At 60.3% G+C, this 23,205-nt stretch carries 17 protein-coding genes and 1 tRNA gene; 8 read left to right on the top strand and 10 right to left on the bottom strand.

Going from position 1 to position 23,205, the window contains the following annotated elements:
• Window positions 1–17: 17 nt before the first annotated feature.
• Window positions 18–1,460 carry a sulfatase family protein gene (locus HHL09_RS15275; RefSeq protein WP_205760853.1) on the bottom strand — a complete coding sequence of 481 codons (1,443 nt, stop codon included), beginning with the start codon at window positions 1,458–1,460 and terminating at the stop codon, window positions 18–20.
• A gap of 212 nt (window positions 1,461–1,672) precedes the next feature.
• Here HHL09_RS15275 and HHL09_RS15270 point away from each other — a divergent pair, with 212 nt between their 5' ends.
• From HHL09_RS15270 to HHL09_RS15260, 3 genes are all read left to right on the top strand, one after another.
• Window positions 1,673–2,443 carry an SDR family NAD(P)-dependent oxidoreductase gene (locus HHL09_RS15270; RefSeq protein WP_169455489.1) on the top strand — a complete coding sequence of 257 codons (771 nt, stop codon included), beginning with the start codon at window positions 1,673–1,675 and terminating at the stop codon, window positions 2,441–2,443.
• A gap of 99 nt (window positions 2,444–2,542) precedes the next feature.
• A tRNA-Tyr gene (locus tag HHL09_RS15265) sits at window positions 2,543–2,628 on the top strand.
• 172 nt (window positions 2,629–2,800) lie between these two features.
• Window positions 2,801–3,886, top strand: a complete 1,086-nt coding sequence (locus HHL09_RS15260; protein WP_169455488.1) for a LacI family DNA-binding transcriptional regulator — start codon at window positions 2,801–2,803, stop codon at window positions 3,884–3,886.
• Here HHL09_RS15260 and HHL09_RS15255 read toward each other — a convergent pair whose 3' ends face one another.
• Together HHL09_RS15255 and HHL09_RS15250 are read right to left on the bottom strand one after the other, a co-directional pair.
• Window positions 3,887–4,894, bottom strand: a complete 1,008-nt coding sequence (locus HHL09_RS15255) for a LacI family DNA-binding transcriptional regulator (RefSeq protein ID WP_169455487.1) — start codon at window positions 4,892–4,894, stop codon at window positions 3,887–3,889.
• A 26-nt stretch (window positions 4,895–4,920) separates the two neighbouring features.
• The gene (locus HHL09_RS15250; RefSeq protein ID WP_169455486.1) at window positions 4,921–5,706 is read right to left on the bottom strand and encodes an IclR family transcriptional regulator; all 786 of its coding nucleotides are present in this window, start codon (window positions 5,704–5,706) and stop codon (window positions 4,921–4,923) included.
• A gap of 68 nt (window positions 5,707–5,774) precedes the next feature.
• Here HHL09_RS15250 and eda point away from each other — a divergent pair, with 68 nt between their 5' ends.
• The 5 genes from eda to HHL09_RS15225 all read left to right on the top strand — a co-directional run bounded on the left by eda (window position 5,775) and on the right by HHL09_RS15225 (window position 9,848).
• On the top strand, window positions 5,775–6,407 hold the full coding sequence (gene eda / locus HHL09_RS15245; protein ID WP_169455485.1) for a bifunctional 4-hydroxy-2-oxoglutarate aldolase/2-dehydro-3-deoxy-phosphogluconate aldolase: 633 nt from the start codon (window positions 5,775–5,777) through the stop codon (window positions 6,405–6,407).
• Between the two features lie 4 nt (window positions 6,408–6,411).
• A complete protein-coding gene (locus tag HHL09_RS15240; RefSeq protein ID WP_169455484.1) occupies window positions 6,412–7,266 on the top strand; it encodes an ROK family protein in 855 nt (284 codons plus the stop codon).
• A gap of 162 nt (window positions 7,267–7,428) precedes the next feature.
• Window positions 7,429–7,800 carry a hypothetical protein gene (locus HHL09_RS15235; protein WP_169455483.1) on the top strand — a complete coding sequence of 124 codons (372 nt, stop codon included), beginning with the start codon at window positions 7,429–7,431 and terminating at the stop codon, window positions 7,798–7,800.
• A 23-nt stretch (window positions 7,801–7,823) separates the two neighbouring features.
• Window positions 7,824–8,192, top strand: coding sequence for a hypothetical protein (locus HHL09_RS15230; RefSeq protein ID WP_169455482.1), 369 nt, complete (start codon window positions 7,824–7,826; stop codon window positions 8,190–8,192).
• A 333-nt stretch (window positions 8,193–8,525) separates the two neighbouring features.
• Window positions 8,526–9,848, top strand: coding sequence for an immunoglobulin domain-containing protein (locus HHL09_RS15225; RefSeq protein ID WP_169455481.1), 1,323 nt, complete (start codon window positions 8,526–8,528; stop codon window positions 9,846–9,848).
• Between the two features lie 83 nt (window positions 9,849–9,931).
• Here the strand turns inward: HHL09_RS15225 and HHL09_RS15220 are convergent, their stop codons facing one another.
• The 7 genes from HHL09_RS15220 to HHL09_RS15190 all read right to left on the bottom strand — a co-directional run bounded on the left by HHL09_RS15220 (window position 9,932) and on the right by HHL09_RS15190 (window position 22,670).
• Entirely contained in the window at window positions 9,932–10,585 is a 654-nt protein-coding gene (locus HHL09_RS15220) for a polysaccharide biosynthesis/export family protein (RefSeq protein WP_169455480.1), read from the bottom strand.
• Window positions 10,586–10,703: 118 nt separating this feature from the next.
• Window positions 10,704–10,847: a hypothetical protein gene (locus HHL09_RS15215; protein ID WP_169455479.1), complete on the bottom strand. Its 144-nt coding sequence runs from the start codon at window positions 10,845–10,847 to the stop codon at window positions 10,704–10,706.
• Between the two features lie 92 nt (window positions 10,848–10,939).
• Window positions 10,940–11,680, bottom strand: coding sequence for a cupin domain-containing protein (locus HHL09_RS15210; protein ID WP_169455478.1), 741 nt, complete (start codon window positions 11,678–11,680; stop codon window positions 10,940–10,942).
• Window positions 11,681–11,684: 4 nt separating this feature from the next.
• Window positions 11,685–12,596 (bottom strand): glucose-1-phosphate thymidylyltransferase RfbA, encoded by a 912-nt coding sequence (gene rfbA, locus HHL09_RS15205; protein WP_169455477.1) that lies wholly within the window; start codon window positions 12,594–12,596, stop codon window positions 11,685–11,687.
• 8 nt (window positions 12,597–12,604) lie between these two features.
• The gene (rfbB, locus tag HHL09_RS15200) at window positions 12,605–13,714 is read right to left on the bottom strand and encodes a dTDP-glucose 4,6-dehydratase (RefSeq protein ID WP_169455476.1); all 1,110 of its coding nucleotides are present in this window, start codon (window positions 13,712–13,714) and stop codon (window positions 12,605–12,607) included.
• 47 nt (window positions 13,715–13,761) lie between these two features.
• Window positions 13,762–14,673: an SDR family oxidoreductase gene (locus tag HHL09_RS15195; RefSeq protein WP_169455475.1), complete on the bottom strand. Its 912-nt coding sequence runs from the start codon at window positions 14,671–14,673 to the stop codon at window positions 13,762–13,764.
• Between the two features lie 116 nt (window positions 14,674–14,789).
• Window positions 14,790–22,670, bottom strand: a complete 7,881-nt coding sequence (locus HHL09_RS15190) for a malectin domain-containing carbohydrate-binding protein (protein ID WP_169455474.1) — start codon at window positions 22,668–22,670, stop codon at window positions 14,790–14,792.
• Window positions 22,671–23,205: the final 535 nt, after the last annotated feature.

Below are 23,205 nucleotides of genomic sequence, written 5' to 3'. Positions count from 1 at the left end.
ACCACAAAACCGTGGATTTAACGGGATTTTTCGCCGTCCACCGTCACCGCCAGATCAGGGAAGGAGGGACGCAGATCGAGGGGATCGCCGGTCTCCTGCTGGATCTCCAGCAAACGCTGGAAGAGCGGCACCGCCAAGGCCTTTCCTTCGCCGGTTGCGGCGAGGTCATTCATCTCATCGGGATCCTTCTTCAGGTCGAAGACTCGCATCACTTTCGCCTGCGGATAAAGGATGAGCTTCTTCCCGTCCTTTTCGATCATCCGCTGGAGATCGCGGAAGGCACCGATAGCAGCGTCTCGGGGCTGGCCCTTCCCCTCCCAGAGCGGCTTCAAGTCGGAGAAGCCGACGTCCGCGGAGACCATGCCTCCGGCAAGCTTGATGGTGGTAGGCATGGCGTCCTGCAGATAGACGGGCGAATCGATCTTCGCACCGGCAGGCACGCCCGGTCCGGCGACGATGAAGGGCACGCGCACGCTGGCATCATAGAGATTTTGTTTTCCCATCAGCCCGTGCTCCCCGCAGGCGAGGCCGTGGTCGGCGGTGAAGATGATGAAGGTATTCTTCCCCGCCTCGCTCTTCTCCAGCTCATCGAGGATGCGCCCGACCTGGGTATCCAGGAACGTAATGGCCGCATAGTATTCCCGGCGGTGGGTCTGGACGGCGTAAGGCGTCCGCGGGAAGGGTGCCAGGTTCTCGTCCCGCAGGCCCTTGTCCGCCCCCATGGCCGCGCGATGCGGATAGAGCGGCAGGAAATTCGCGGGCAGCTTCACGCGCGAAAGAGGATAGCGATCGAGCACCTCCTGCGGCGACTGGCGGGGATCATGAGGCGCATTGAAGGCGAGATACATGAACCATGGCCGCGGATCGGGATCGCCGAGGAAGCCGGTGAAGTCATCCACCATGACCTCGCTCCAATGCTTGCCGCCGGTCCAGAAGCCGCCCTCTTTCGGATCACTGGCGCTCCAAGTATCCGGCTTGCCTTCCTCCGGACGGAAATAGGCGTTCTGGGCGTCGGGTGCCATGCCGCCCTTCCGGAAATGGCCGACCTGATTGAAGAGCGGCTTGTGGGGCGTCTCGATGTGCCACTTCCCGGCAAAGCAGGTCCGGTAACCCTGGGCTGCCATCTGCTGCGGCCACATCTTGCCACGCTCAACGAAATCGGGCCCAAGACGTGGCTCGGCGGCCTTCGCCTGCCACAGGGGACGACCGGTCATCAGCATGGTCCGGCTGGCCACGCAGATCGCACCATGCCAGCCACCCGGATTGTAGGCGTGGGTGAATGTGGTCCCACGGGCGGCGAGACGGTCGAGATTCGGGGTGTCGATATCCTCATGGCCAAGGGAGCGCACGGTTTTCCACGCCATGTCATCGGCAAAGAGAACGAGCACATTCGGCTTCTCCGCGGCCCGCGCGGCCAAGAGAGGAAAGATAAGGAAGAGGGCTGCCAGCGTCCGGTTCACGGTCCGGATTACCCCACGAAAAGCCCCTCTTTGTCAGCGCCCGGTTTCTTTAGAAACGCAAATCAAACGAGCCAATGTGCCGACTCCTCAATCCCTTCCCGGGTATCGGAGCCGCTGCATGACGCGAATTGCACGCAATTCGACTACCTGCGTCATTTTGAAACGCGGTTGACTCTTGGCCGCGTAAGACCACTTCGTTACATCTTATCCACATGTCGGTAGTCAAAAACCCATTCCGCCTGGACGGCCGTGTCGCCTGGGTGACCGGATCGAGCCGAGGGCTCGGTCGCATCATTGCAGAAACCTTGGCGGCCGCGGGAGCGAAGGTCGTGGTCAATTGCGTCTCCAGCCAGGAAGCTGGCCAAGCGGTAGTCGCCGGAATCCGGGCTTCCGGAGGCGAGGCGATGCTGGTGACCGGCGACGTCATGGACGAGGGCGAGGTGAACCGCATGGCCAGCGAGATCGAGGCCCGCTTCGGCCACGTGGATGTGGTCGTGGCAAACGCTACCCCCTTCCAACCCATGAAGAAGCTCGAGGACTACACTTGGGAAGATCACCAATCGATGGTGGACGCCTTCATCAAGAGCCCCTTCCTGCTGGCGAAGCGCCTGATCCCGCGGATGAAGGAGCGCCAGAGCGGCCGGATCATCAATATCACCAGCGAGGTTTTCCACGCCGGAGTCCCGGAATTCAGCGCCTACGTGGCCGCCAAGGGCGGGCAGATCGGCTGGAGCCGCTCGATGGCGAACGAGCTGGCTCCCCACGGGATCACCGTGAACACGGTGGCACCCGGCTGGATCCCGGTGGAGCGCCACGATGACGTGCCGGAAAAGACCAAGGCCAGCTACCTTTCCACAATCCCGATCGGACGCTGGGGAAAGCCCTCGGACATCGCTCACGCCGTGAGCTTTTTCGCGGCGGACGAATCTTCCTTCCTCACCGGCCAAACCTTGATTGTCAACGGGGGGCGAACCCTCTGGTAAACTCGCGGGAAAAAGAGGGTCGGGCGGATCTAACAAAGTCGGATTTTCCCTTGCCAAAGACCGCCCTCCCCCCTAGTTCTCCGTCCCCGCCGAAACAAAGGGTAGGTTCCGGAGCGGCCAAACGGGGCAGACTGTAAATCTGCTGTCTTACGACTTCGCTGGTTCGAATCCAGCCCTGCCCACCATCCTCTCTCAGTGAGAGAGGTTCGGTGATAAAGAAGGCACCTTTTAAAGGTGCCTCTTTTTTTTGCTCCGAAGGCGGCTTGGCAAAAGGCTTCTCTCAAGGACGAAGAGATCCAGTTGTCATACATTTCGCTCGCCCGGCCGTAAGGGTTACACTGGATGTTTCAGGTAGCCATGAGCACTTCCCCTGATTCTTCGCCCAAGCGCGTGAGCCTGCGGGACATCGCAAAGGAAGTCGGCGTGACGCATGTGACCGTGTCGCTGGCACTGCGAAATCATCCGCGGATCTCGGCAGAGATGAGGATGAAGGTGCAGGAAACGGCGGAACGTCTCGGCTATCGCCCTGATCCCATGCTCGCGGCGCTGGCGAACTACCGGCGGGGCAAATCGGATCATCCCATTACCTCGGCCATTGCTTGGATCAATGCTTGGCCCGAGCCGGACAAGCTGCGGAGCTTCCGTGAATTCGATCTCTATTGGAAGGGTGCCCACGCGGCGGCGGAAAAATTCGGCTACCGCCTTGAGGAATTCCGGATCGGAGGAACGAACCTCAGTCCCCAACGGCTCCACGAAATTCTTTCCACGCGGGATATTCGCGGCCTGCTCCTGCCGCCGCATCGCCATGAGCCGAATTGGGAGGACTTTCCTTGGTCGGAGTATTCCGTGGTGCGCTTCGGGCGCTCGCTCCGCTTTCCGCGTGCACACCTGGTGACCTCCGATCAAGTCGGCAACACCTTGCGGGCTTTCGCAACGATGAGCGAGCGGGGTTACGAGAGAATCGGTTTTGTGACCACAGGGGGCGACCTGCGCCGGAATGGCCATCTTTTCGAGGCGGGTTTCCTGGCAGCCCAGCGCGAAGTAGATGAATCGCGTCGTGTTCCGATCCTGCATCTTGGCGAGTTCGCTGCGGGACCGGCATCCGCCCGATTGGCAGCCTGGATCAAGGACCATGGGGTGGACGCCATTTATACGGATCTGCCTGGCGTTTCCTCTTATCTCAAGAAGGCCGGAATCTCTTGCCCCGGGGAGATCGGGCTCGCGGCCACCACGGTGCTGGACACAGGGATCGACAGCGGGATCAACCAGAATCCTGAAGAAACCGGGCGGGTCGGCTTCCTGACTTTGAACGCCCTGATCAACGACGGCACCCGCGGCATCCCCTCGCTCATGCGGCAAATCCTTGTCGAAGGCACTTGGATCGATGGCATCAGCTTGCCGCTGAAGCCAGCCAAGCCACCCGCAAGAAAGAAGGCACGCTAGTCAGCCCGGAAAGCTGCTCCCCTCGCGCCAAGTACCTTCAATGGCGACTTGCCGGAAGAGACGTGCGGGTCCGCCAGTTCCCTCGCTGGTGAGCGAGTCGAGCATACGTACGGCGGTACGGCCGATCTCCTCGAACTCCGGATCGACCCCCGTCAACTTTGATCCCTCGCTGGCGCTCATGGTAACGACCGGGAATCGGGCCTCCCTCAAGGAGCGGGCCAAAGGCACGTGATCTGTTAGAACGGCTTCAATCCGGTTCCGGCGGATCCAATCCCCTGCCAGGCGGACGGCCGCTTCCCCGGAAACTTCGGCCAGATCGAGGAAGGGGACCTCGACATGGCGCTTCATCGAAGGAAGCCACTCTTCCATGCAGTAGCCAGACTCCCGTAGAACCGAGTTCCCGCTGACGCAGGCGATGCGGGCATATCCGGCAGCAGTGATCTTTCCGAGCGCCATGGAAAGATTCGCCTTTATGGCGGGCATGACACGCTGCGACCGCGGGCCATGTTCCCATGAGCCGAGGCCGACAATGTCATAGTCCTCCCATGGCAACCCATGCCAATCCGTGACAGGTGAATGAGGCGGCAAGAGGATCCCTTGGATATTTCGGGTCCTCAGGACCTGATGCAGCCGCTCCGCGCTCAGATCCGTGCCGAGCCGGAACTCTTCGAGGCGATAGCCAGATTCCGTCGCAGCTTCGCTTGCTCCCTGCCAATAGCGGGAGATGCACGGATCAAGAAGCATCCGGCCTGAATCGGGCCATGCATTGATCCACGCAACGACACCGCGGATGGTATGTCGCGATTTCCGATAGCGGTAGGCGGCAAGTGCGGCGAGGAGCGGATCGCGCTGATAGCCGACTGCCTCCGCGTGATCACGGATCCGGTCGCCCAGCGATTTCGAAACACGGTTGCTATGGCGCAGGGCAAGCGAGACGGTCACGTGACTCACCCCGAAATGCCGGGCGATGTCCCGCTGGCTGACCGGACCCGCAGCAGCACGGGACATTTCTTTCCGATTGTCGGTCGCGTTCATCAGGCGATCCCCAGGTTGCGGTTGATTTCGTTTGCCCCTGCCTTGAGAGCCTCCAAGTAGCGGGGATAATTCTTCTCACCGCTCTTCGTTCCGGAGAGATAGGAGATGACTAAAGCTCCAGCGACATCAGAGCCTGGAACGCCGACCGGCACGGCGATGTCAGCCACGCCTTCCGTCGTGCTACTGGAGACATGGCAATGAGCGGCTCCGCGGAGGTCCGCCAAGGCCTGTAAAAGCTTGTGCCGATAGGCCTTCGAGGCGTCCCGGAAATCGGGAAGCTGGTCCAGAAATTCCAAGGCTTCAGCTTCAGGCCAGTTCGCGAGCAATAGCTTCCCCGAGGTGGACTGCAGCACGGGCATCCGCGAGCCTTCTCCAACCGCCAGGCAAACTTGGCAGGCGGGCATGCGCTCCATCAGCACCAGCAGCATGGGGCCGTTCATCACGCTGAGATGGCAGGCTTGGCCGACGGTTTCGGCGATCGACTCCATTGGCAAGCGCGCCGCTTTCCTCAGCAGGGTGGTGGAATTCTGACGATGGCTTAGTTCGTAGAGTCGCAAGGTAAGGCGGAATTTTCCGCTGCCTTCGTCCCGCATCACGTAGCCACGCTCTTCGAGGCACATCAGCATCCGGTAGATCTCGCCCGGCGTGCGGCCCAATGCCCGCGCGATCTCGAGTTGGCCAAGCGGCAAGCTCTCATGGGAGAGGTGCTCCAAAATATCGAGCCCCTTGTCCAAGGCTGGCGCGCCATAGCGGCGCTCTTCGGAGGGTATCGAAAGCTTGCTCATCTGATTTCACTGATGAATTTCAAATTCATATTTGAACTCAAGTCGGAAATCCAGCAGGAGACCCCTGCATGATCGAACGCGTGCTCGCCAAGCGCATTGTCCCCGTCGTCGTCCTTGATGACGCGGGCTCCGCTGAACCCCTTGCCGAGGCCTTGCTGGCAGGCGGGCTCGACATCATGGAGATCACCTTCCGCACCCCGGCGGCGGAGGAATCAATCCGGCGGATCGCGAAAACCTTTCCCGAGATTCTCCTCGGTGCGGGAACGCTGCTGGACGAGGACCAAGTGTCGCGCGCGAGGGATGCGGGAGCGGTCTTCGGGCTCGCGCCGGGTCTCAACCCGAAGATTGTGACCAAAGCGCGGGAGGCCGGACTGCAATTTTCACCCGGGGTGATGACGCCGGGCGAGGTCGAGCAGGCGCTGTCTCTCGGTTGCAAGCTGCTCAAATTCTTCCCCGCCGAGGTCGCGGGCGGGACCGCCATGCTGAAGGCACTGGCGGGACCCTACGCCCACACCGGCGTGAAATTCGTGCCGACCGGAGGAATCACGTCCGCACTGCTTGAGGCATATCTGAGGCTCCCCATCGTCGCGGCGATCGGAGGATCGTGGATGGTAGAGAAATCGCTGGTAAACGAGGGCCAGTGGTCTGAGATCACTCGTCTCACGCGCGAGGCACTCGCTGCCGCCGCGGACGCCAGATAGATTCATGATCGCAGGCATCGAGCTCGGAGGAACGAAAACCGTCGTCGCAACCGGAACCGGAGAAGGGGCCGTCACCGAAGAGTGGCGTTTTCCCACAACCACGCCGGAAGAAACTTTTAGCCGGGCGACGGGCTGGCTACGCGAACGGGGCACGCCATCCGCGATCGGAGTGGCGGCTTTCGGCCCGCTGGGAGTAGTCCCTCGTCACGGCAACTATGGCAAGCTACTCGCCACACCCAAGCCGGGCTGGGCCGACTACTCGATCATTGGCGCGCTGCATGAGGCCTTCCCCGGAGCGCAAGTCACCATCGAGACTGACGTGAATGCCGCTGCTCTGGCCGAGGCACGGATCGGTGCCGCAAGCGGGATGGAGGATGTGGCTTACATCACGATCGGCACCGGAATCGGTGCCGGGATCCTCAGCGGAGGGCATTTGATCCACGGAACCCTGCACCCGGAATTCGGGCATCTAAAAGTGCCACGCAAACCGGATGACCACTTCGCGGGAGTGTGTCCCTTCCATGCCGATTGCCTCGAAGGGCTGGCCAGCGGTCCCTCCATGGCCGCGCGCTGGGGCAAGCCTGCCCACGAACTTCCGCCCGATCATCCGGCCTGGAACACGGAAGCTTGGTATCTCGCTCACGGAGCACTCTCGCTGGTGGGAATCGTAGCTCCCGAACGTGTCATCATCGGCGGCGGCGTGTCCCAAGCGGAAGGCTTCCACGAAAAGGTGGAGACTCTTTTGAACGAGATCGCCGCGGGGTATTTCGCCCCGATCCAGCACAAGCCCTACATCGTGGCACCTCATCTGGAACAACAGGCAGGAATCATCGGGGCGCTCTTGCTGACCGCACGCTGAATAGGTTGTGCATTTTGCGCCGCTGCTTCTTGGAGGGAGGGGTAAGTCGCACCTTTGAAGCAGCGGGGAGCCTTTCTGGCAAGCGACCTAAGGGACTCGTTTGGAAAAGCTTGCGCAGTATCGATTGGCGGTGGCCCATATCGTGCGATGGTAGGATCAGCCATGAAACCACTATCGATCGATGAGAATGCCGAGAGCCGCATGGTGGACTCGGAACAACATTGGAATGAACTTCATCAGGCACCGCTGGGCGTGCAGTTGGGCGAAGTCTTGAGGGGTGCCGGAAGGCGCTTGAGGACCATGCCTCTGGCAGAAGTTGCGGGCTTCGCCGTGGCCGGGGTTGCTTTGGGGGTCTTGTTTTTCTCCCGAGGCGGTCACCGTCGTACAAGAGGGGAACGTTTTACCCGGATGATCGAAAAATCGGTGATTCCTGCCGCAAGAAAAGGGCTGCATCACGCTTATGATACCTTGCGCGATGGAAAAACCGTGGATCGTGTGACCCGCGAAATGTCGAAACTCCGCTCCCGTTGGTAATCCCAACCCCCCTCCCTATTTCCATGAACGTCTCACCGCGTGAACGTCTCGATGCCGACCAATGGGTCGAGACCAAGATTTCTGAAGGCAAGGCCCGCGCTCGCGAGGTCCAAGCCGACGTGGAATCCATGATCGTCCGTCGGCCCTTGGGGGCAGTGGGGATCGCCTTCGCAGTTGGCTACCTCGCAAGAAGTTTGCCGCTTCCACGAGTTGCAGCGGCGGCGGTCCGGCTGGGGCTGTCCTTCGCACCGCATGCCCTGCTCGCTCTAGGCGCTGCCCGGGCGTGGCATTGCCTGCGGGAAGAACAGGAGCAAGGACGACTAGGTTCCTTGCCGAAAGTCGGCGGGCGGGAAGCAAGCGCACCGGGAGTCACTGTCTTTCCGGGTGGATGAATTAATTCTTAACTTTACTGGGTAAACCGGGGGTTTCCATTTCCCCGAAAACGCAAAAAGGCCGGGAGGGGATACCTTCCCGGCCTTTTGTGTCTTCTTGTGAAAATCCAATCGATCGCGTGGATAAAGATTCCGGTCATCGCCGACTTAGACAGGCATCCCCTCTTATAAGCAGCTTGAGCCTCTCCCTACGCCCACTCACCGGGCAAAGGGCCTTGCAAATCAATGACAGAAAGGAGCCGCCACCTAACAAATAATTTAAGGCTTTCTTTCAAATCTATTGATTTTTATATTCGATTAATGTCATTTATAAGAGGATCGAAACATCTTGCCGTGCCGCTATTGCGTTTGGCACTGGCGATCCTTTCCCTCTCCGATCCTGTTCTAGGAGCGATTTCCCCCGGTTCTGCAAGTGTCGCTTGGGACCGGAATTCCGAAGAAAATATTTCGGGATATAAGATCTATTGGGGAGAGTCCACGCGCCAATATACCCGGGTTCTCGATGTCGGGAACGCGCTGGAGGCGGTGCTGACGAGCCTGACTTCGGGGCAGACCTACTTCTGCGCGGTAACTGCGTACAATACCGCGGGGCAAGAAAGCCTCTTTTCGGCCGAGGTGAGTCTAACCTACGTGGCCGAGCCGGGAGCCCAAGACACCAGCACACGGATGATACTGGTGGAGGCGGAAAGCGGGCAAATGACTTCTCCCTTCGCCAAGACCACGGAGTCCGGCACGACTTACGTGAGCTGCCCGGTTTATCCCATCGCCGGCTCGATCAGCGTGAATTTCAACGTGCCGACCGACGATGAATATCAGGTCTGGTGCCGGGTCCGGGGAGGAACTTCCAGCAGCGACTCGATCTATATCGCGATGGATGGGACGACGGATGAGGAGATTTTCCATTTCTACGGCGCACCGGATCCGCTGATCGGCGTCCGCAGCGGCAATTGGATGTGGAAGAAAATCTTCATTCCTCCTCCGGCCTCTCCTGCGCCTACAGGCGCGACAGTGCTGTCCCCGCGTGTCTATTCCCTGACGACTGGAGGTCATTCACTCCGATTCAGGGCGCGCGAGCAGCACGCCCAGATCGACCGGATCGTACTAACGTCCGACCCGAACTTTGTGCCCAACGATACCTTGGCCCGAAGTGGGGATGTCCTTACCGTGACCGGCAATCCCGTGAGCCAAATACGGAATGCCGGGCAGGCGGCAGCCTTCACCGTCTCAGCCGTGGCCACCGGTCCGGTTTCTTACCAGTGGAAAAAGAATGGCGTGGCACTAAGCGGGGCCAACTCCGCCACCCTGATCCTAACCAATCTGGATCCGGCCGATAGCGGCACCTACTCCGTAGACCTGAGCCGCGGTAGCACTGCCGCAAGTGCTGGTCCGGCCTCGCTGGTGGTGAACGGCGCAGCTCTGCCGGAAATTTTCAAGGTGAGCCGCGTGATCGTGAACCCGGATCACACGCTCTCCTTTCACATCGAGGGCGAGCCGGACACCAATATCCTGGTCTATGCCTCCAGCGACATGATCACCTGGAGCCTGATCGCCGTGGAGCCAAACGAAAGCGGCCAGATCTCGGTCTCCGATCCCGGCTCAGGCGGAAAAACGAAACGCTTCTACCGACTGGTGAGCGAATCAACTGCCCCTCTCTAGGAACCGGCAAAAGCCAACACCACGAAACAAAGAGACCGCTCCCGAAAATCAGGAGCGGTCTTCCGGTTTTCAGAGGAAAACGATTACCAGCGGCTCTGCTTCACGTAAATCGTGTCGTAGGGACGGAGGTAGAAGGCGCTGCTCGACGCCCCGCTGAGGGTATCGCTCAGGTTGAGGGCATAGCGTTGGTGCTTGCCGTTTACATTGCGCACCACCACGACCTGCTTGGGATTGGCGAACTTGGTGAAGCCGCCCGCTTCCATGATGGCCTCGAAAGCGGTCATAGGGCGGTCGAGGGCGATCTTGCCGGGCTTCACGACTTCACCGGAGACATAGACGCCGGAAGCAGCGGTCTCCACGGCGACGAGGACGGTGGGATTTTGGAGGTGGCTCTGATAAAGCCCGGTCAGCTGGCTCTGGAGGCTGGCGACGCTTTTTCCCTGAGCGGTAACGGAACCAATGGTAGGCAGGCTGACCTTTCCGTTAGCCTCGATCTTCTGGACCGTATTGAGTTCCGGGGCACCGGGATAGGAAACGCGGATCACGTCTCCCGCGTTCAGCGTGCCAGCAGGGCGTGCCGAGTAGGCTTCCGCGGGGATCGGAGTGTAGGGCTCGGCGCTTTCGCAGCCAGTGAAAGCAAACGCGAACACAAGTGCCATGACGCCGGTCAGGGCAGCAAGGAGGGCACTGCGGAGGCGGGGTGGATTGCCGGCTTGGGTTGCTGGGGTTGTTTTCATCGATGTAGGTTCGGGAGTGGGGGTGAATCGGGGGAGGTATGCCCGAGGTGCAGATTGGTGATGAGGTCCGGTCTACTTTCTCAGGCACGGGTAGTTCCGGGCCTTATGTTGTTAGTTATCACCTCGCCACCCGGCAGACGAGATTTTTCCGGCTGCCGCTTTCGTGATTCCTCGTGGCGCAGCCACCCCGCGAGGCGATGGAGAGAATGGTCAGAAGAAGCGAGCAGCGGGCGTTGGCAGGCGCGGGCACGAGTCTCGCCATGGCTCCCGGGGAGATCCTCCGATCTCCAAGGAACGGTGAACTTCCGGCGCGAGAGCCGGCCTTCTGCCTGCATAGCGATCACATCTCACATTTCACTGGCGGGCGATGTAACGATCCCAATCCGGGGGAAGCGGGGCCTTTTCGACATCACTCACAATGCGGCCTTCCCACTCGGGATTGAAGACGGTGCTGGTGCCATAGACCATGATCAGGTCTTCGTTACCGACATTGCGCAATGCGTGAGCGACGCCCGAAGGGATCACCACCGCGGCATTGTCCGGTCCGGAGCGACTGTCACCGGGGATAACAAAGCGCATGACGCGGCGAGGCATGCCCGCCCGTTCATCGACTAGGAGCATCTCACAAATGCCAGTGAGAAAGAACATGACGTCCCATTGCTCCCGGTCGTAGGGACGCAGCGAGTAGTCATCCGAGGACCCGACGTAGAGCTTCTGGAACCAGGCCGCAGGTTCTTCCCCTGCCGGAATGAAGGGCGGATGGATGTGAAATCCCTTCGCGCTATCACGATGCATGAGCGCCGATGCCCATTGGCGCGGCGCGAGGCCGATACGGTCGAGGGTTCCCTCGGTAAGACGCGTAAGTTCACCGAAGTATCCCCTTCCCTTCTGCTGATAGACACGCCGTTTGAAGAGCTCGACACCGGGAATCCATGCCTCGCCCAAGCTGGCACGGCCGTCGATGGCCTCCGAAGCGTTCACGCCGCTGGTGCCAAGGCGCAGGGCGAGGTCGGATTTTGAATAGTCGCGGGTTTCAAGAAGCGCACGCGCCTCCGGCTTAAGCCCGGCCCACCGATCTTGATTGGTCTCGGACATGGACTCAGAGCGTAGCGAGATATTCACCATAGGGAGTCTTGGCGTATTTCTTGATCGATTCGTTCAGCTTGTCCCGATCGATGCGTCCTTGCAGGAAGGCAACTTCTTCCGGGCAGGCAATCTTCAGGCCTTGGCGCTGTTGGATGACCTGTACGAACTGGGTCGCATCCGCCAATGAATCCGGGGTGCCGGTATCGAGCCAGGTGGTGCCGCGCCCGAGGAGCTCGACGCGAAGATCACCCCGTTCGAGATAGACGCGATTGAGGTCGGTGATCTCGAGCTCGCCCCGCGCGGATGGCTTCAGCGACTTGGCGGTTTCAACCACCTTGTCATCGTAGAAGTAGATCCCTGGGACCGCGTAATTCGATTTCGGTTTCGCGGGCTTTTCTTCGAGTGAGACGACGTTCCCGGCGGCATCGAACTCCACCACGCCGTATTGCTCGGGTTGGTTCGTGTGGTAGCCGAAAACGGTAGCCCCGTCCTTGCGACGAGACGCGGCGAGCAGGGACTTCGCGAGATCGTGGCCGTAGAAAAGGTTGTCGCCAAGGACAAGGCAGACCGGCTCTCCGGCGAGGAACTCCTCACCGATGAGGAAGGCTTGGGCGAGCCCTTCAGGCTTTGGTTGCTCCGCGTAGGAAATCTCCAGCCCCCACTGCGAGCCATCGGCGAGGAGGTGCTGAAAGCCCGGCAGATCGCGCGGTGTGGAAATGACGAGGATTTCCTTCACGCCCGCGAGCATCAGCACGGTGAGCGGGTAGTAGATCATCGGCTTGTCATAGACCGGGATGAGCTGCTTGCTCACCGAGTGGGTCATCGGGAAGAGGCGGCTGCCGGTGCCACCCGCCAGGATAATGCCTTTGCGGATGGCGAGATCTTCAGGCGTCTGGGAGAAGCGGCTTTTATCGATGTAGACCATGGGAGGAATCAGGCAAGGGTTCCGAGTCGTTCGCCACGGTAGCTGCCATCCTCGATCCCGCGGATCCACTCCTGGTGATCGAGGTACCACTGGACGGCCTTGCGCAGGCCGGAAGCAAAGTTTTCACGAGGGGACCAACCGAGTTCATTCTCGATCCGGGAAGGATCGATCGCATAGCGGCGGTCATGACCAGGACGATCCTTCACGTAGGTGATGAGTTCATCGGCGGTCTTGGTGGCACTTTCGGGGGCGAGTTCGTGAACGGTCCTGATGAGTTCCTTTACCACATCGACGTTCCGCATCTCGTTCTTGCCGCCAATCACGTAGGTTTCGCCAATCGTGCCGCGGACAAGAGCCATGGCGAGGCCGCGACAGTGGTCTTCCACGTAGAGCCAATCGCGGACGTTCGAGCCGTCCCCATAGACCGGCAGGGATTCTCCGCGAAGGGTCTTCTGAATCATCAGCGGGAGCAATTTTTCCGGGAACTGATAGGGCCCGTAATTGTTGGAGCAATTCGTGGTAATCACCGGCATCCCATAAGTGTGATGATAGGCACGTGCGAGGTGATCACTACCGGCCTTCGAGGCGCTATAAGGACTATTCGGCGCGTAAGGAGTGCTCTCGCAGAACATCGGGTCGGAAGGACCAAGCGAACCGAAAACTTCGTCGGTGGAGACGTGGAGAAAGGCGGATTCGCCCCCATCGGCGATCGACTTGCCATAATTCGGCAACTTGGTTCGACCCGTTTCTGCCAGGTATTTGCGGAAGGCATCCAAAAGCCGGAAGGTGCCCACGACATTGGTCATGATGAAGGCTTCCGGGCCGTCAATGGAGCGATCGACATGCGACTCTGCGGCTAGGTGCATGACGGCATCGATCTGGTGCTCCTTCAAAAGGGCGCTGACGAATTTCTCGTCGCAGATGTCACCTTGAGCGAAGACATGGCGGGGATCCGAATCGAGATCCTCGAGGCTGGTCCGGTTGCCCGCGTAGGTGAGCTTGTCGAGGTTGACCACCTTGTCGATGGGCACGCCCAATTCGGACGAGGCCTCCCCGAGGAGGTAGTGGACCAGATTTGATCCGATGAATCCGGCACCGCCGGTGACGAGTATGTTCATGGGTGGGGAAGGGTGAGCTTTGTTAAAAACATAGCGCCGTGGTCAACTCAGGCGGCGATCAGGGATTTCCCGAGGAACCCGGAGGTGGCAAAATGGGCGGCCAGGGCCTCTTCCCATGAACGGGGGGTGATCCCGGTGTAGGAAACATACTTGGCATTGCTCATCGCGCTGTTGGGCGGGCGCTTGGCGGTCATCGCGGCGATATCGGCGAGCGCATTCGCGGCGATCCGCCCGGCACGGATCGGCGCCCCGGCTTCCCGGGCGAGATCGATGCAGGCTTGGCCCCACTCCTGCCAAGTGCAGGATCCGGAGTTGCAGAGGTGGAAGAGGCCGCCGGCAGGGGCTCCTTCCGATCCGAAAATGAGGGGCTCCAGGAGCTCGGCGGTATCAACGCTGCAAGTAGGGCTTCCGGTCTTGTCGGCGGGAAGCCACAGCTCCGCCTCCGCGCAGGCCTGGCCGGTGATCCACTCCGGGAAGGCTGGCTTTCCCGGACCGTAGAGCCACGAGATCCGCACCACGAGATTGTGGGGGCTGGTGGCGAGCACATGCTCCTCCCCTTCCAGCTTGGAAGCGCCGTAGACGCTCACCGGGCGGGGCTTGTCGGCTTCCGTGTAGAAGCCGGCTTTCTTGCCATCGAAGACAAAGTCGGTGCTCACATGGGTCATGTGAGCCTTCTTGCTGCCGCAGATCTCCGCGATCAGGCGGGGGGCGTAGGCATTGATGGCGTAAGCCTGATCCTCATGGGTCTCGCAGAGATCCACCGCCGTCATGGCGGCGGGGAGGATCAGGTGGTCAAAATCGAGGGGTTCCAGTGCGTCACGAATCGACTGGGCACAGGAGAGATCGATAAGGGGACGGGCTAGACCGGTGACGGTGTTTTCCCGTGAGAAGCGGGATTCAAGTGCTTGGCCGAGGCGGCCTGCGGCACCGACAATGACGACGCGGGGGGGACGTTTCATCGCTGGGAAGGGAGGAATTAAAGGAAATCTATCAGATCACGTGCCAGTTCATCAAGTTCGGGATTGTGAAAACAAGAAACTCCGGGGAGGCGGCCACCTCCCCGAACAAGAATCACCTATTCGGCAGGCTCAAAGTAGAGCCGGTAGAACCCACGGGATCCGCCCGTCGTGTCCTCGAAGCCGTAATTCTGACGCTGGAATACGGTCATGGCTTCGATCTCTGCACGAGTGATGGTTTCAACCCGGTTGGCCACGTTACCGATGTTGTTCAGCGAAGTGCTTCGATGGAGATGGTAGTTTCCGAGCGGCTTGAGCTCGGGAAGCGAGATCACCACATCATTCCCCGAATCCGAGCAACGCAACGAGAACTCGAGATCGTCCGAAGGATCGTTCGGGTCCATCTGGAGCTCGTATTCGCCGAAGTTGTCGAGCGTGCCGCCGTCCGAATCCGCAGTCGTTTGACCTGCCAGCCCATTTGTCTCGAGCCACTGCTCAAAGGTCTGCTGGGCTCCGCCGCCCTGGATCGGGTAGACCTCGATCGCGCAGACCTTCGGGTTCTGTGCCGCCCCGTGAACCCAGCGCAAGTTCAGGCTGCCGTCCGCAACGACGACCGGGAAGGTGATCACGCAGGCCCGGTTTAGTCCGGCATGAGCGAAGATATCGAAATCATCCAGCGCGAGGTTGTTCTCCGCGAAGACATCGAACAGGCGCTGCCCCGGAGCAGTGACACCGGAGTAAGTCTCCGCAAAGTGAAGTCGCACTTCATATTGCCCGTTCGCGAGCGCGAAGTTGTATTCGAGGAAGGCACCGGTGGATTGCGGATCGTAGCGCTCGGTCTGGTAGAGCGTATCGTCGTCCGTTCCCGCGATGGCGTTGGTGGAGGTATTCGTGGATCCCGAGCTGAAGCCCGTGTCTGCTTCCCAAACGCGGCCCAGGGTATCCGTATAGGCTAGGCCCCCGGAATTGATGCGCTTCACGACGTTCCCGACGATCCGAGGTTTCGCGGAATCCATGGCCGGAGCAGAGACGTTTCCGACACCATCAATGGCACGGACCTCGTAAGTATAGAGCACGCCATTGGTGAGGCCGCTGTCTTCGAAACCCGGGATGGGTACCGTGGCAAGCAAGATGCCGTTACGGCGGATCTCATAGGCCGCCACTCCGACATTGTCGGCCGAAGGCTGCCACGTCAGGCTCATGGTTTCATCGCCAGGGGTCGCCTCGAAGCCGCCGGGAATGGTCGGGGCCTGGTTGTCCGCGGGAGTTGCGGTGGTGGCAGTGGCGGCGGCCGAAGCATTTCCTGCCAGGTCGATCGCACGGATGTGGTACTGGAGGGCCGTGCCGGGCACCAGGCCGGTATCCTCATACGTTGTTCCTTGGATCGTCGCGAGGAGTTCCGCACCGCGATAGACGCGATAGCCGATGACGCCGACATTGTCCGTGGAAGCCGTCCAAACGAGGCTGACGCTATTGAAGGACGGGGTGGCGGCCAAACTTCCGGGGATGCTCGGGGCCGCAGTGTCAGCCAAGGTGGATGTCGTGACCTGGGCCGGCGAGGACAGGTTGCCGGAGGCATCGAGGGCGATGATTTCGTAGCCGAACTCCACTCCGCTCGGCAGCCCGCTGTCGGCAAAGTCCGTGGTGGTCACCGTGGTGAGGAGTTGGCCGTTGCGGATGATCCGGTATCCTGTCACCGCGACATTGTCGGTCGAAGCTTCCCAGTCCAGATTGATCGAGGTCAGGCCCGCCGTTGCAACAAGACCCTGTGGGATGCTTGGCCCCTGAAGATCGGGAGCCGTGGTCGTGGCAGATACCAGCGCCGGCGGCGAGGTATTGCCCGCGGCGTCCACCGCGATCACCGAGTAGTTGTAGAGTGTGCCGGTGCTCAGGCCGGTGTCATTGAAGGACAGCCCGGTGACGGTGTTTACCAGCAGCGCATTCCGGTAGATCCGGTAGCCTGTCACGCCAACATTGTCGGTGGAAGCTGTCCAACCCAAGCCAATGCTGTTCTCGGTGACGTTGTTGGCCGCGAGATTACCCGGTGTGGTCGGCGGCTCCATCTCCAAGGCACCTGCCGCAATCGGATAGATCTCGATGCCCGAGAGATTCGGATTCTGGATGACGTGTACGAAGTCGATGGTCAACTTGCCATCGGCAACGGTCACTGGAGTCGCAATGACCAAAGCCCTATTGGCTCCAACCCGGGCAAAGACATCCAGATCGTTGATGGCCAGTGCTCCCTCCATGAGGACATCGAAGACCCGGATGCCCGTGGCATAGGCTCCAGGCCAGACCTCGGCGAAGTGGAGGCGGACCTCATAATCTCCATTCGGAACGGTGAGCTGATATTTCAACTCGGCACCGCTGATGCGGTCGATGCGGCGGCTTTGGTAGAGCGCGGGCATGTCGGTGCCCGTGATCGCATTGGTCGTGGCCTCCATATATCCGGTGTTGTAGCCGGTGTCCGCAACCCAAGTGTGGCCGGCCGGATCGAGGAAGGAGGTCGCACTTCCCGCGTTCACACGCACGATTGCGTCTCCCAGGGCACGCGGGGTCACAACTACCGAGGCGGGGGTCGAAACGTTGTTCGCGCTATCGACGGCGCGCACCTCATAGGTATAGGCGGTGCCATTGGTGAGGCCGCTATCGGAGAATGCGGTAGTGGTCACCGTTCCGAGAAGGCCGCCATTTCGGTAGACCCGATAGCCCGTGACCAAGCCGTTGTCGGTGGAAGCCGTCCAAGTCAGGTTGGCGATGCCATTGCCGGGATTTCCCGTGAGCATGCCGGGCATGGAGGGCGGAGTGGTATCTGCAGCAGTGGTGCCGCTTGTAGTCGCGGCCACGGAAGCATTGCCCGCTGCATCGAGCGCAACGACGGAATATTGGTAGAGCGTACTCGCGGAAAGGCCGGTGTCGGTGTAGTTGAGTCCGGGAACGGTGGCCAGCACTGTCGCACCACGTTTGATCCGGTAGCCGGTGACGCCGACATTATCCGTCGCGGCGTTCCAGCCCAGAGAGATGGAGTTCTGCGTCTTACCGGTCACCGCGAAACTACCCGGCGTGCTTGGCAAGATGGTATCCGGTGGCGGGCCTTCCAAGGCGTAAACCTCTATGCCCGCAAGGGTCGGATTATTCACCCCGTGGAAGAATTCGATCGTGAGGTTTCCTCCGGTGACGGTCACCGGGATGGGCACCACCAGAGCGGTGGCAAATCCCGCGGTGGCGAAGATGTCAAAGTTGTCGAGGACCAGTTGATCTTCCACTTTTACATCAAAGACGCGGGCTCCTGGAACGCCATTGGCACCGGACCAGACCTCAGCGAAATGCAGGCGCAGTTCGTATTCACCGTCCGGCAAAGGAAGGGAATACTTTAGCTCTGCACCATAAGAGCGGTCGAAGCGCCGGGTCTGATAGATCCCATCCTCGACAGTTCCCGCAATCGCGCCGGTGGACGCCTCCGTAATGCCGGTATTAAAGCCGGTGTCAGCCTGCCAGGTTTGCGAGAGCGAATCCACGAAGGGAACCGCGGATCCGACATCAATGCGAAGCGCTGCAGAGCCAAGGGCACGCGGACGAACCGAGACGGAAGCAGCGGCGGAGTTCTTGCCGGAGGCATCGATGGCGCGCACCTGATAATTGTAGAGCGTGCCGTTAACAAGACCGCCGTCGGTATAGCCAAGGCCCGTTACGGTGGTGACCAGCACGGTGTCGCGATAGATGCGGTAGCCGGTGACACCCGCATCATCCGTGGAAGCGGTCCATGAAAGGATCGCCACCTGATTTCCCGCCACGCCCTTGAGATTGCCGGGAACGGTGGGATTCTGGGTGTCTGCTGTCGTGCTGACCGTCAGCAGCACGGGTGCGGAGATATTGTTCGAGGCGTCCACCGCCTTCACGGAGAAATGATATTGCGTGGAGGGGGTCAGGCCGGTGCTGGTGAAGGAAAGGCTGGTGCTGGCGCCAATTTCCACGCCTTCACGGAAGATCTTGTAACCCGTCACCCCGACGTTGTCCGCAGCGGCCGGCCAACCCAAGGTGATGGACCCGGCTCCAACGCTGGTCGCATTGAGGGTGGCGGGAGCTGCGGGTGGCTCAGTGTCGAGCCCTCCCGTGCCGAGCGAGAAGACCTCGATGCCGCAGATGAAGGGGTTCTGCACGACATGGCGCAGACCAATGGTAAGCTGGCCATCGGTCACGGTAGCAGGCAGGGTCACCGAGTAGGCGGTATTTGCGCCAGCCACGGCAAAGACGTCCAAATTATCGATGGCGAGTTGGTTCTCGATAAACACATCGAATATGCGCTGGCCGACGGCAGTGACGCCCGACCACGTCTCGGCAAAATGAAGCCGCACCTCGTATTGGCCGTTGGTCACGGGGAACGAGTAATCCAGCGGTGAGGACGGCGTGTCGTCGTAGCGGAAGGTCTGATAGATTGCGTCGTTAACAGTCCCGGCGATCGGATTTGCAAAGGTGCTGGTGCTACCGGATGTGAAGCCATTGTCCGCAGCCCAGGTCTGGCTATTCGAATCTACATAGGACGGACCACCGGCGTTGACGCGGATCAGCGCATTCGTGCTACCGGTGGGGTCATAGTCGATGACCAGGATGTCCGAGCACGAGCTGCGCCTGCCGCTGGCATCCAGCAACTGGGCGGCCACGAAGTTGATACCACCTGTCGCACCAGCGTCCTTCAACACCACCGGCAGATCGACGTAGCCATTGACGCCGACAGTGCCATTGATCGTGGCGAAGGAAGTAACATTGTTCGCCTCGAAAGGATCCACATCGTAACCTCCTGCCTCCAGGAAGAGTTCTGCGGAAAGAACCCACACCTTCACCGTGGAGCCAACCGGTCCCGCCACGCGCACCGTGGGCTGGGTATTGGCGACAAAGGGCGAGGTTTTGCCGACCACGGTCAATTTCGGCGTGGGAAGAACGTCCGAAGTCAACAAAGCGACGGAGGTCTTGTTGCTATGGGTGTAGCCACTGACCTGAAGACCCGAGGTGCGAACCTTGCGAACCGTGCCATCGCTAAAGGTCACGGTGACGGTCGTGCCGCTCAACTCGAGGCCGGTGACGCTTGAAGCATCGCCGGGGCCCGGGCCGGCTGAGCCCTTCACGCTCGTGGGGTCGATGTCAGAGGAAAAGGTCATCTCATTTCCCGGCGCGAAGTTCGCCGAGGGAAAGGTGATATTCAGCACCTCGTAGCCGTCCTGACTGCTCGAACCGTCGTGGGGCTGGGCGAAGGTGCCGACGGGAGTGCCGGTGCCGGTGAAGGAGTCGAGCGTGAAGCCCTTGCCATCGGTATCACCGGCCGTGCCCGCCGGGTCGAAGACGACATCGGGCAAGGCCGCTGTGCTCACATCAACCTTGATGGAAGTGATCTTCTGGCCACCGGTAGAAAGGTTCTGGACCTGGAAGGATCCGCCGCTGTTGGTGCTGGAGGTGAGGATACTGCCGCTACCACTATTGATGGTGAGCCTGGCCGCGGCTGTTCCGGCGATCGGAGTGACCTCGAAATAGTCCCAGGTCGCATTGAAGGTCGGCGTGGAAGCATCACCTGTGGTCGCCAGGAGGCCGACGGCCATGCCCTTGCCGCGGACTGAAGCAAGGACCTTCCCTCCCAGCACGATCGGAGGCCCCACGTTCACGATCGCTCCTTCACCGATCGAGTAGCCGGGCTGTGCCGTACCAGCGATGGGGTCGACCAGAAAGCTAAGGGCAATCGTGCTGCTGAAAAGATTGGGCCGGCTGTAGAACTCATGGGCGAGCATGGTTCCGTTTTCCTCATGGACGATTTCAATCGCTCCAGCTCCCGACGCCGCGTTTACGGCAATCTTCAGGTAGTTGTCCTGATCGCCATTGCCGATGAAGATGCCTTGGGATTGCGCGGCGACAGGTGCTCCGTTGAAAAGCAAGCCTCCGAGCCCGGCACGAACCCGAAAGATGCCGGTGGCTTCATCCACATTCACGCCAAACTGGAAGGCGTTCATCTGACTGTTGTTCGCGCCATGCGGATTTCCCGGGCCGACCGTGGGATCCGTGAAGAGCCCGGCGGTACCTCCGGCGATGATCTCGCTTTCATCGATCGAGAGGCGGTAATCTTCGCCCGGATCGATCATCACGCCGGTGAAGCCGATGCCGAAGAAACCGATGCCGAGCTCGTTGAAGAGATCGTAGCGCATCGGCACGCCGACGCTTGCGCCGCTGAGGCTATCGATGGGAAACGGGTCGTAGGAATCGGAGACTCCGTCGTTGTCGTCATCCGTATCGAGAAGATCGGAAAGGAAGTCGCCATCGCGATCCAAAGGCGTGACCGCTGACGAGCAAGGATCGGAATTGTTCGCGGCCTCATCGGCATTTGAATATCCGTCGTTATCCTCATCAAGGGCGTAGCTTACCGCACCCGTGCAAGTGCTCCCGCTGCCGTTCTCGAAATCACTCGGCTCCAGCACCGTGATCTTGCTGGAATGATGACCGACGAAAATCGTCCCGGCCAAAGCAGGCGCGGCACCCGCCCCCGGACAGGCGACATCCAGCGGAGTGCCATAGGAGCTACCCTGCAGGAGCACGCTGCTACCGGTGACTTGCGTGCCATCGGCGTTCAGGATCAGGCGTTGGACCGTATTGCTGCTGTACTGGGTCGCGATGATGTTCCCCAGCATGGCACCGCTGAAATTGTTCGCGGTGTATTCCGCGAGGCCCGTGGTAGAGGCGCTATTCGTGAAGAGCGCGTTGTTCGCGGCGCCTGGCAACTTGAAGTCTCCCTGACGCGGATCCGCCATGGCAGCAGGAACCGGCGGCCAGTCACTCGTGGGCGTGACGGAGTAAACCATGCCCGCTCCGCCGCTTCCGCCATCATAGCGAAGCCAGCCGGCACCGCTAGGATTCGCACGGATCGGATTCGGATGACCTCCGTAGTAGCCTTGGCTGATGAGCTGAAGACTATCAAGATTGTTCACGGCTCCGGGTTCGCCGGAAACATACTGGTTGGTCACCGGACTCGGCTGACCCACTGCAACCGAACCTTCATTCTTCGGATAACCGCCCCACCCGGAGTTGGCGGCGTTGTCGACGGTGTACATCTTGCCTGCGCGTGCACCGGTCTTCGCGATCAGCACGTCGTAGGGATTCCGGAAGCCGGAGGCGAAGACTTGCACCGGGCCTCCCTGCACCAGACGTGCTTGGTTCAGGCCGTCATTGCCACCGAAGGGATCGTTCACATCCGAGCCATCGCCATTATGGGCGCGGGCCGGGTTTGGATCGTTCACCGTGGGAAGGTTGTAGACGTATTGCTGGCCGTACGTATCCGTCTGGACGGGCATCGCATTGATCGCCGCGAGGTTGACCGACAGCACGGCGGCAGAGAGAGCCGTTTCGCACGAGAAGGCGAAATTGTTCGAAGGGCCGCCGGCGTTCGTATTGCCGCCTTGGGCAAGAAACAGCGTGTTGCCGTCCGGGCTGATGTTGAGTCCATTGCTCGCGTGGTTTTCTTCCGAACGTGGCAAGCCGCGAACGATGTCCACTTTCTCCCAGACACCGCTGCTGTTCTTCTTGAGGCGGGAAATAATGCCGGAGTTCGTATCCAGGTTTAGATCGGTCGCACCGGATCCGGCGCCTTCGCGCGGATCGCTCGAGCTAACATAGATGATCGGACTGGCCGCCGTGCCGACCACGAGGATGCCCGTCGCTTGACGGGTGTTCAGTGTGAAATTGCGGACTCCGTCATCATCATAATTGGGGATATTCTTCACCAGGCTGATCGTCTCTGCATTCGAGGCGACATAGTTGTTTGCGGCGCTTCGGGTGACATCGCACGCGATGATGGTGCCGTTGACCTGGGTGAAGTAGAGCCGGTTATCCGGACCAAACTGGAGCGAGGTGACCTTGCTCGCCTTGTTGTTGCTACCGGATACCAAGCCGCCCAGCGTGCTCGCGGAGAAGCCCACCTGGGCACGTGCCGGAGCAAGCAATGCGGCTGCCGCCATCAGCGACATGCATGACGAGGCTGCGAGGGATCCCGACCGGAATCCCGTTCGAGGGACACGAGTTTCCAAACCGGGGACGGGGGACACTGATTTCATCTGGGGGGTTGAGTGGGGGAGGATAAGGAGACAGCGGGGAGGAGGGAGAGGGGAAGGTCTGCAGCATCAAGACCCATTGGGCCATCGACGCGCGCGGGGATGCCGGGGTATCAAGGCAGGCTCCGGCCGAGCCTGAAACGGAGCCATGTGAACCAAACGAAGGATAGCGCTCCAAAGCGTTTTCCATTCCAAAGCCAATCTCTCGAAGGCTCTTCGCATGGGTGAGGGGTGGGAAGGTTCTCCCTGAATTGGCGGCCCGCGACGCGAGCAAGCCGATCTCAGGTTGAAAGGGGGGATAGGGAGGAGGAAAACCAACTCAAACTATCAACAGATCCAATAGCGCACTACAAGATTTTAATCATCTGCAGCTTGCTTATATTTTGCATTGATTAACTTATCCAAGGAGACATCTGGGACAGTCGATCAGATCGAAAGCAAATCAAGGATC

The organism is Luteolibacter luteus (genome assembly GCF_012913485.1).
GTDB classification, from domain to species: domain Bacteria; phylum Verrucomicrobiota; class Verrucomicrobiia; order Verrucomicrobiales; family Akkermansiaceae; genus Haloferula; species Haloferula lutea.
Note: the sequence above shows the minus strand (reverse complement) of the source record. Positions and strands in the feature narration are given on the sequence as shown.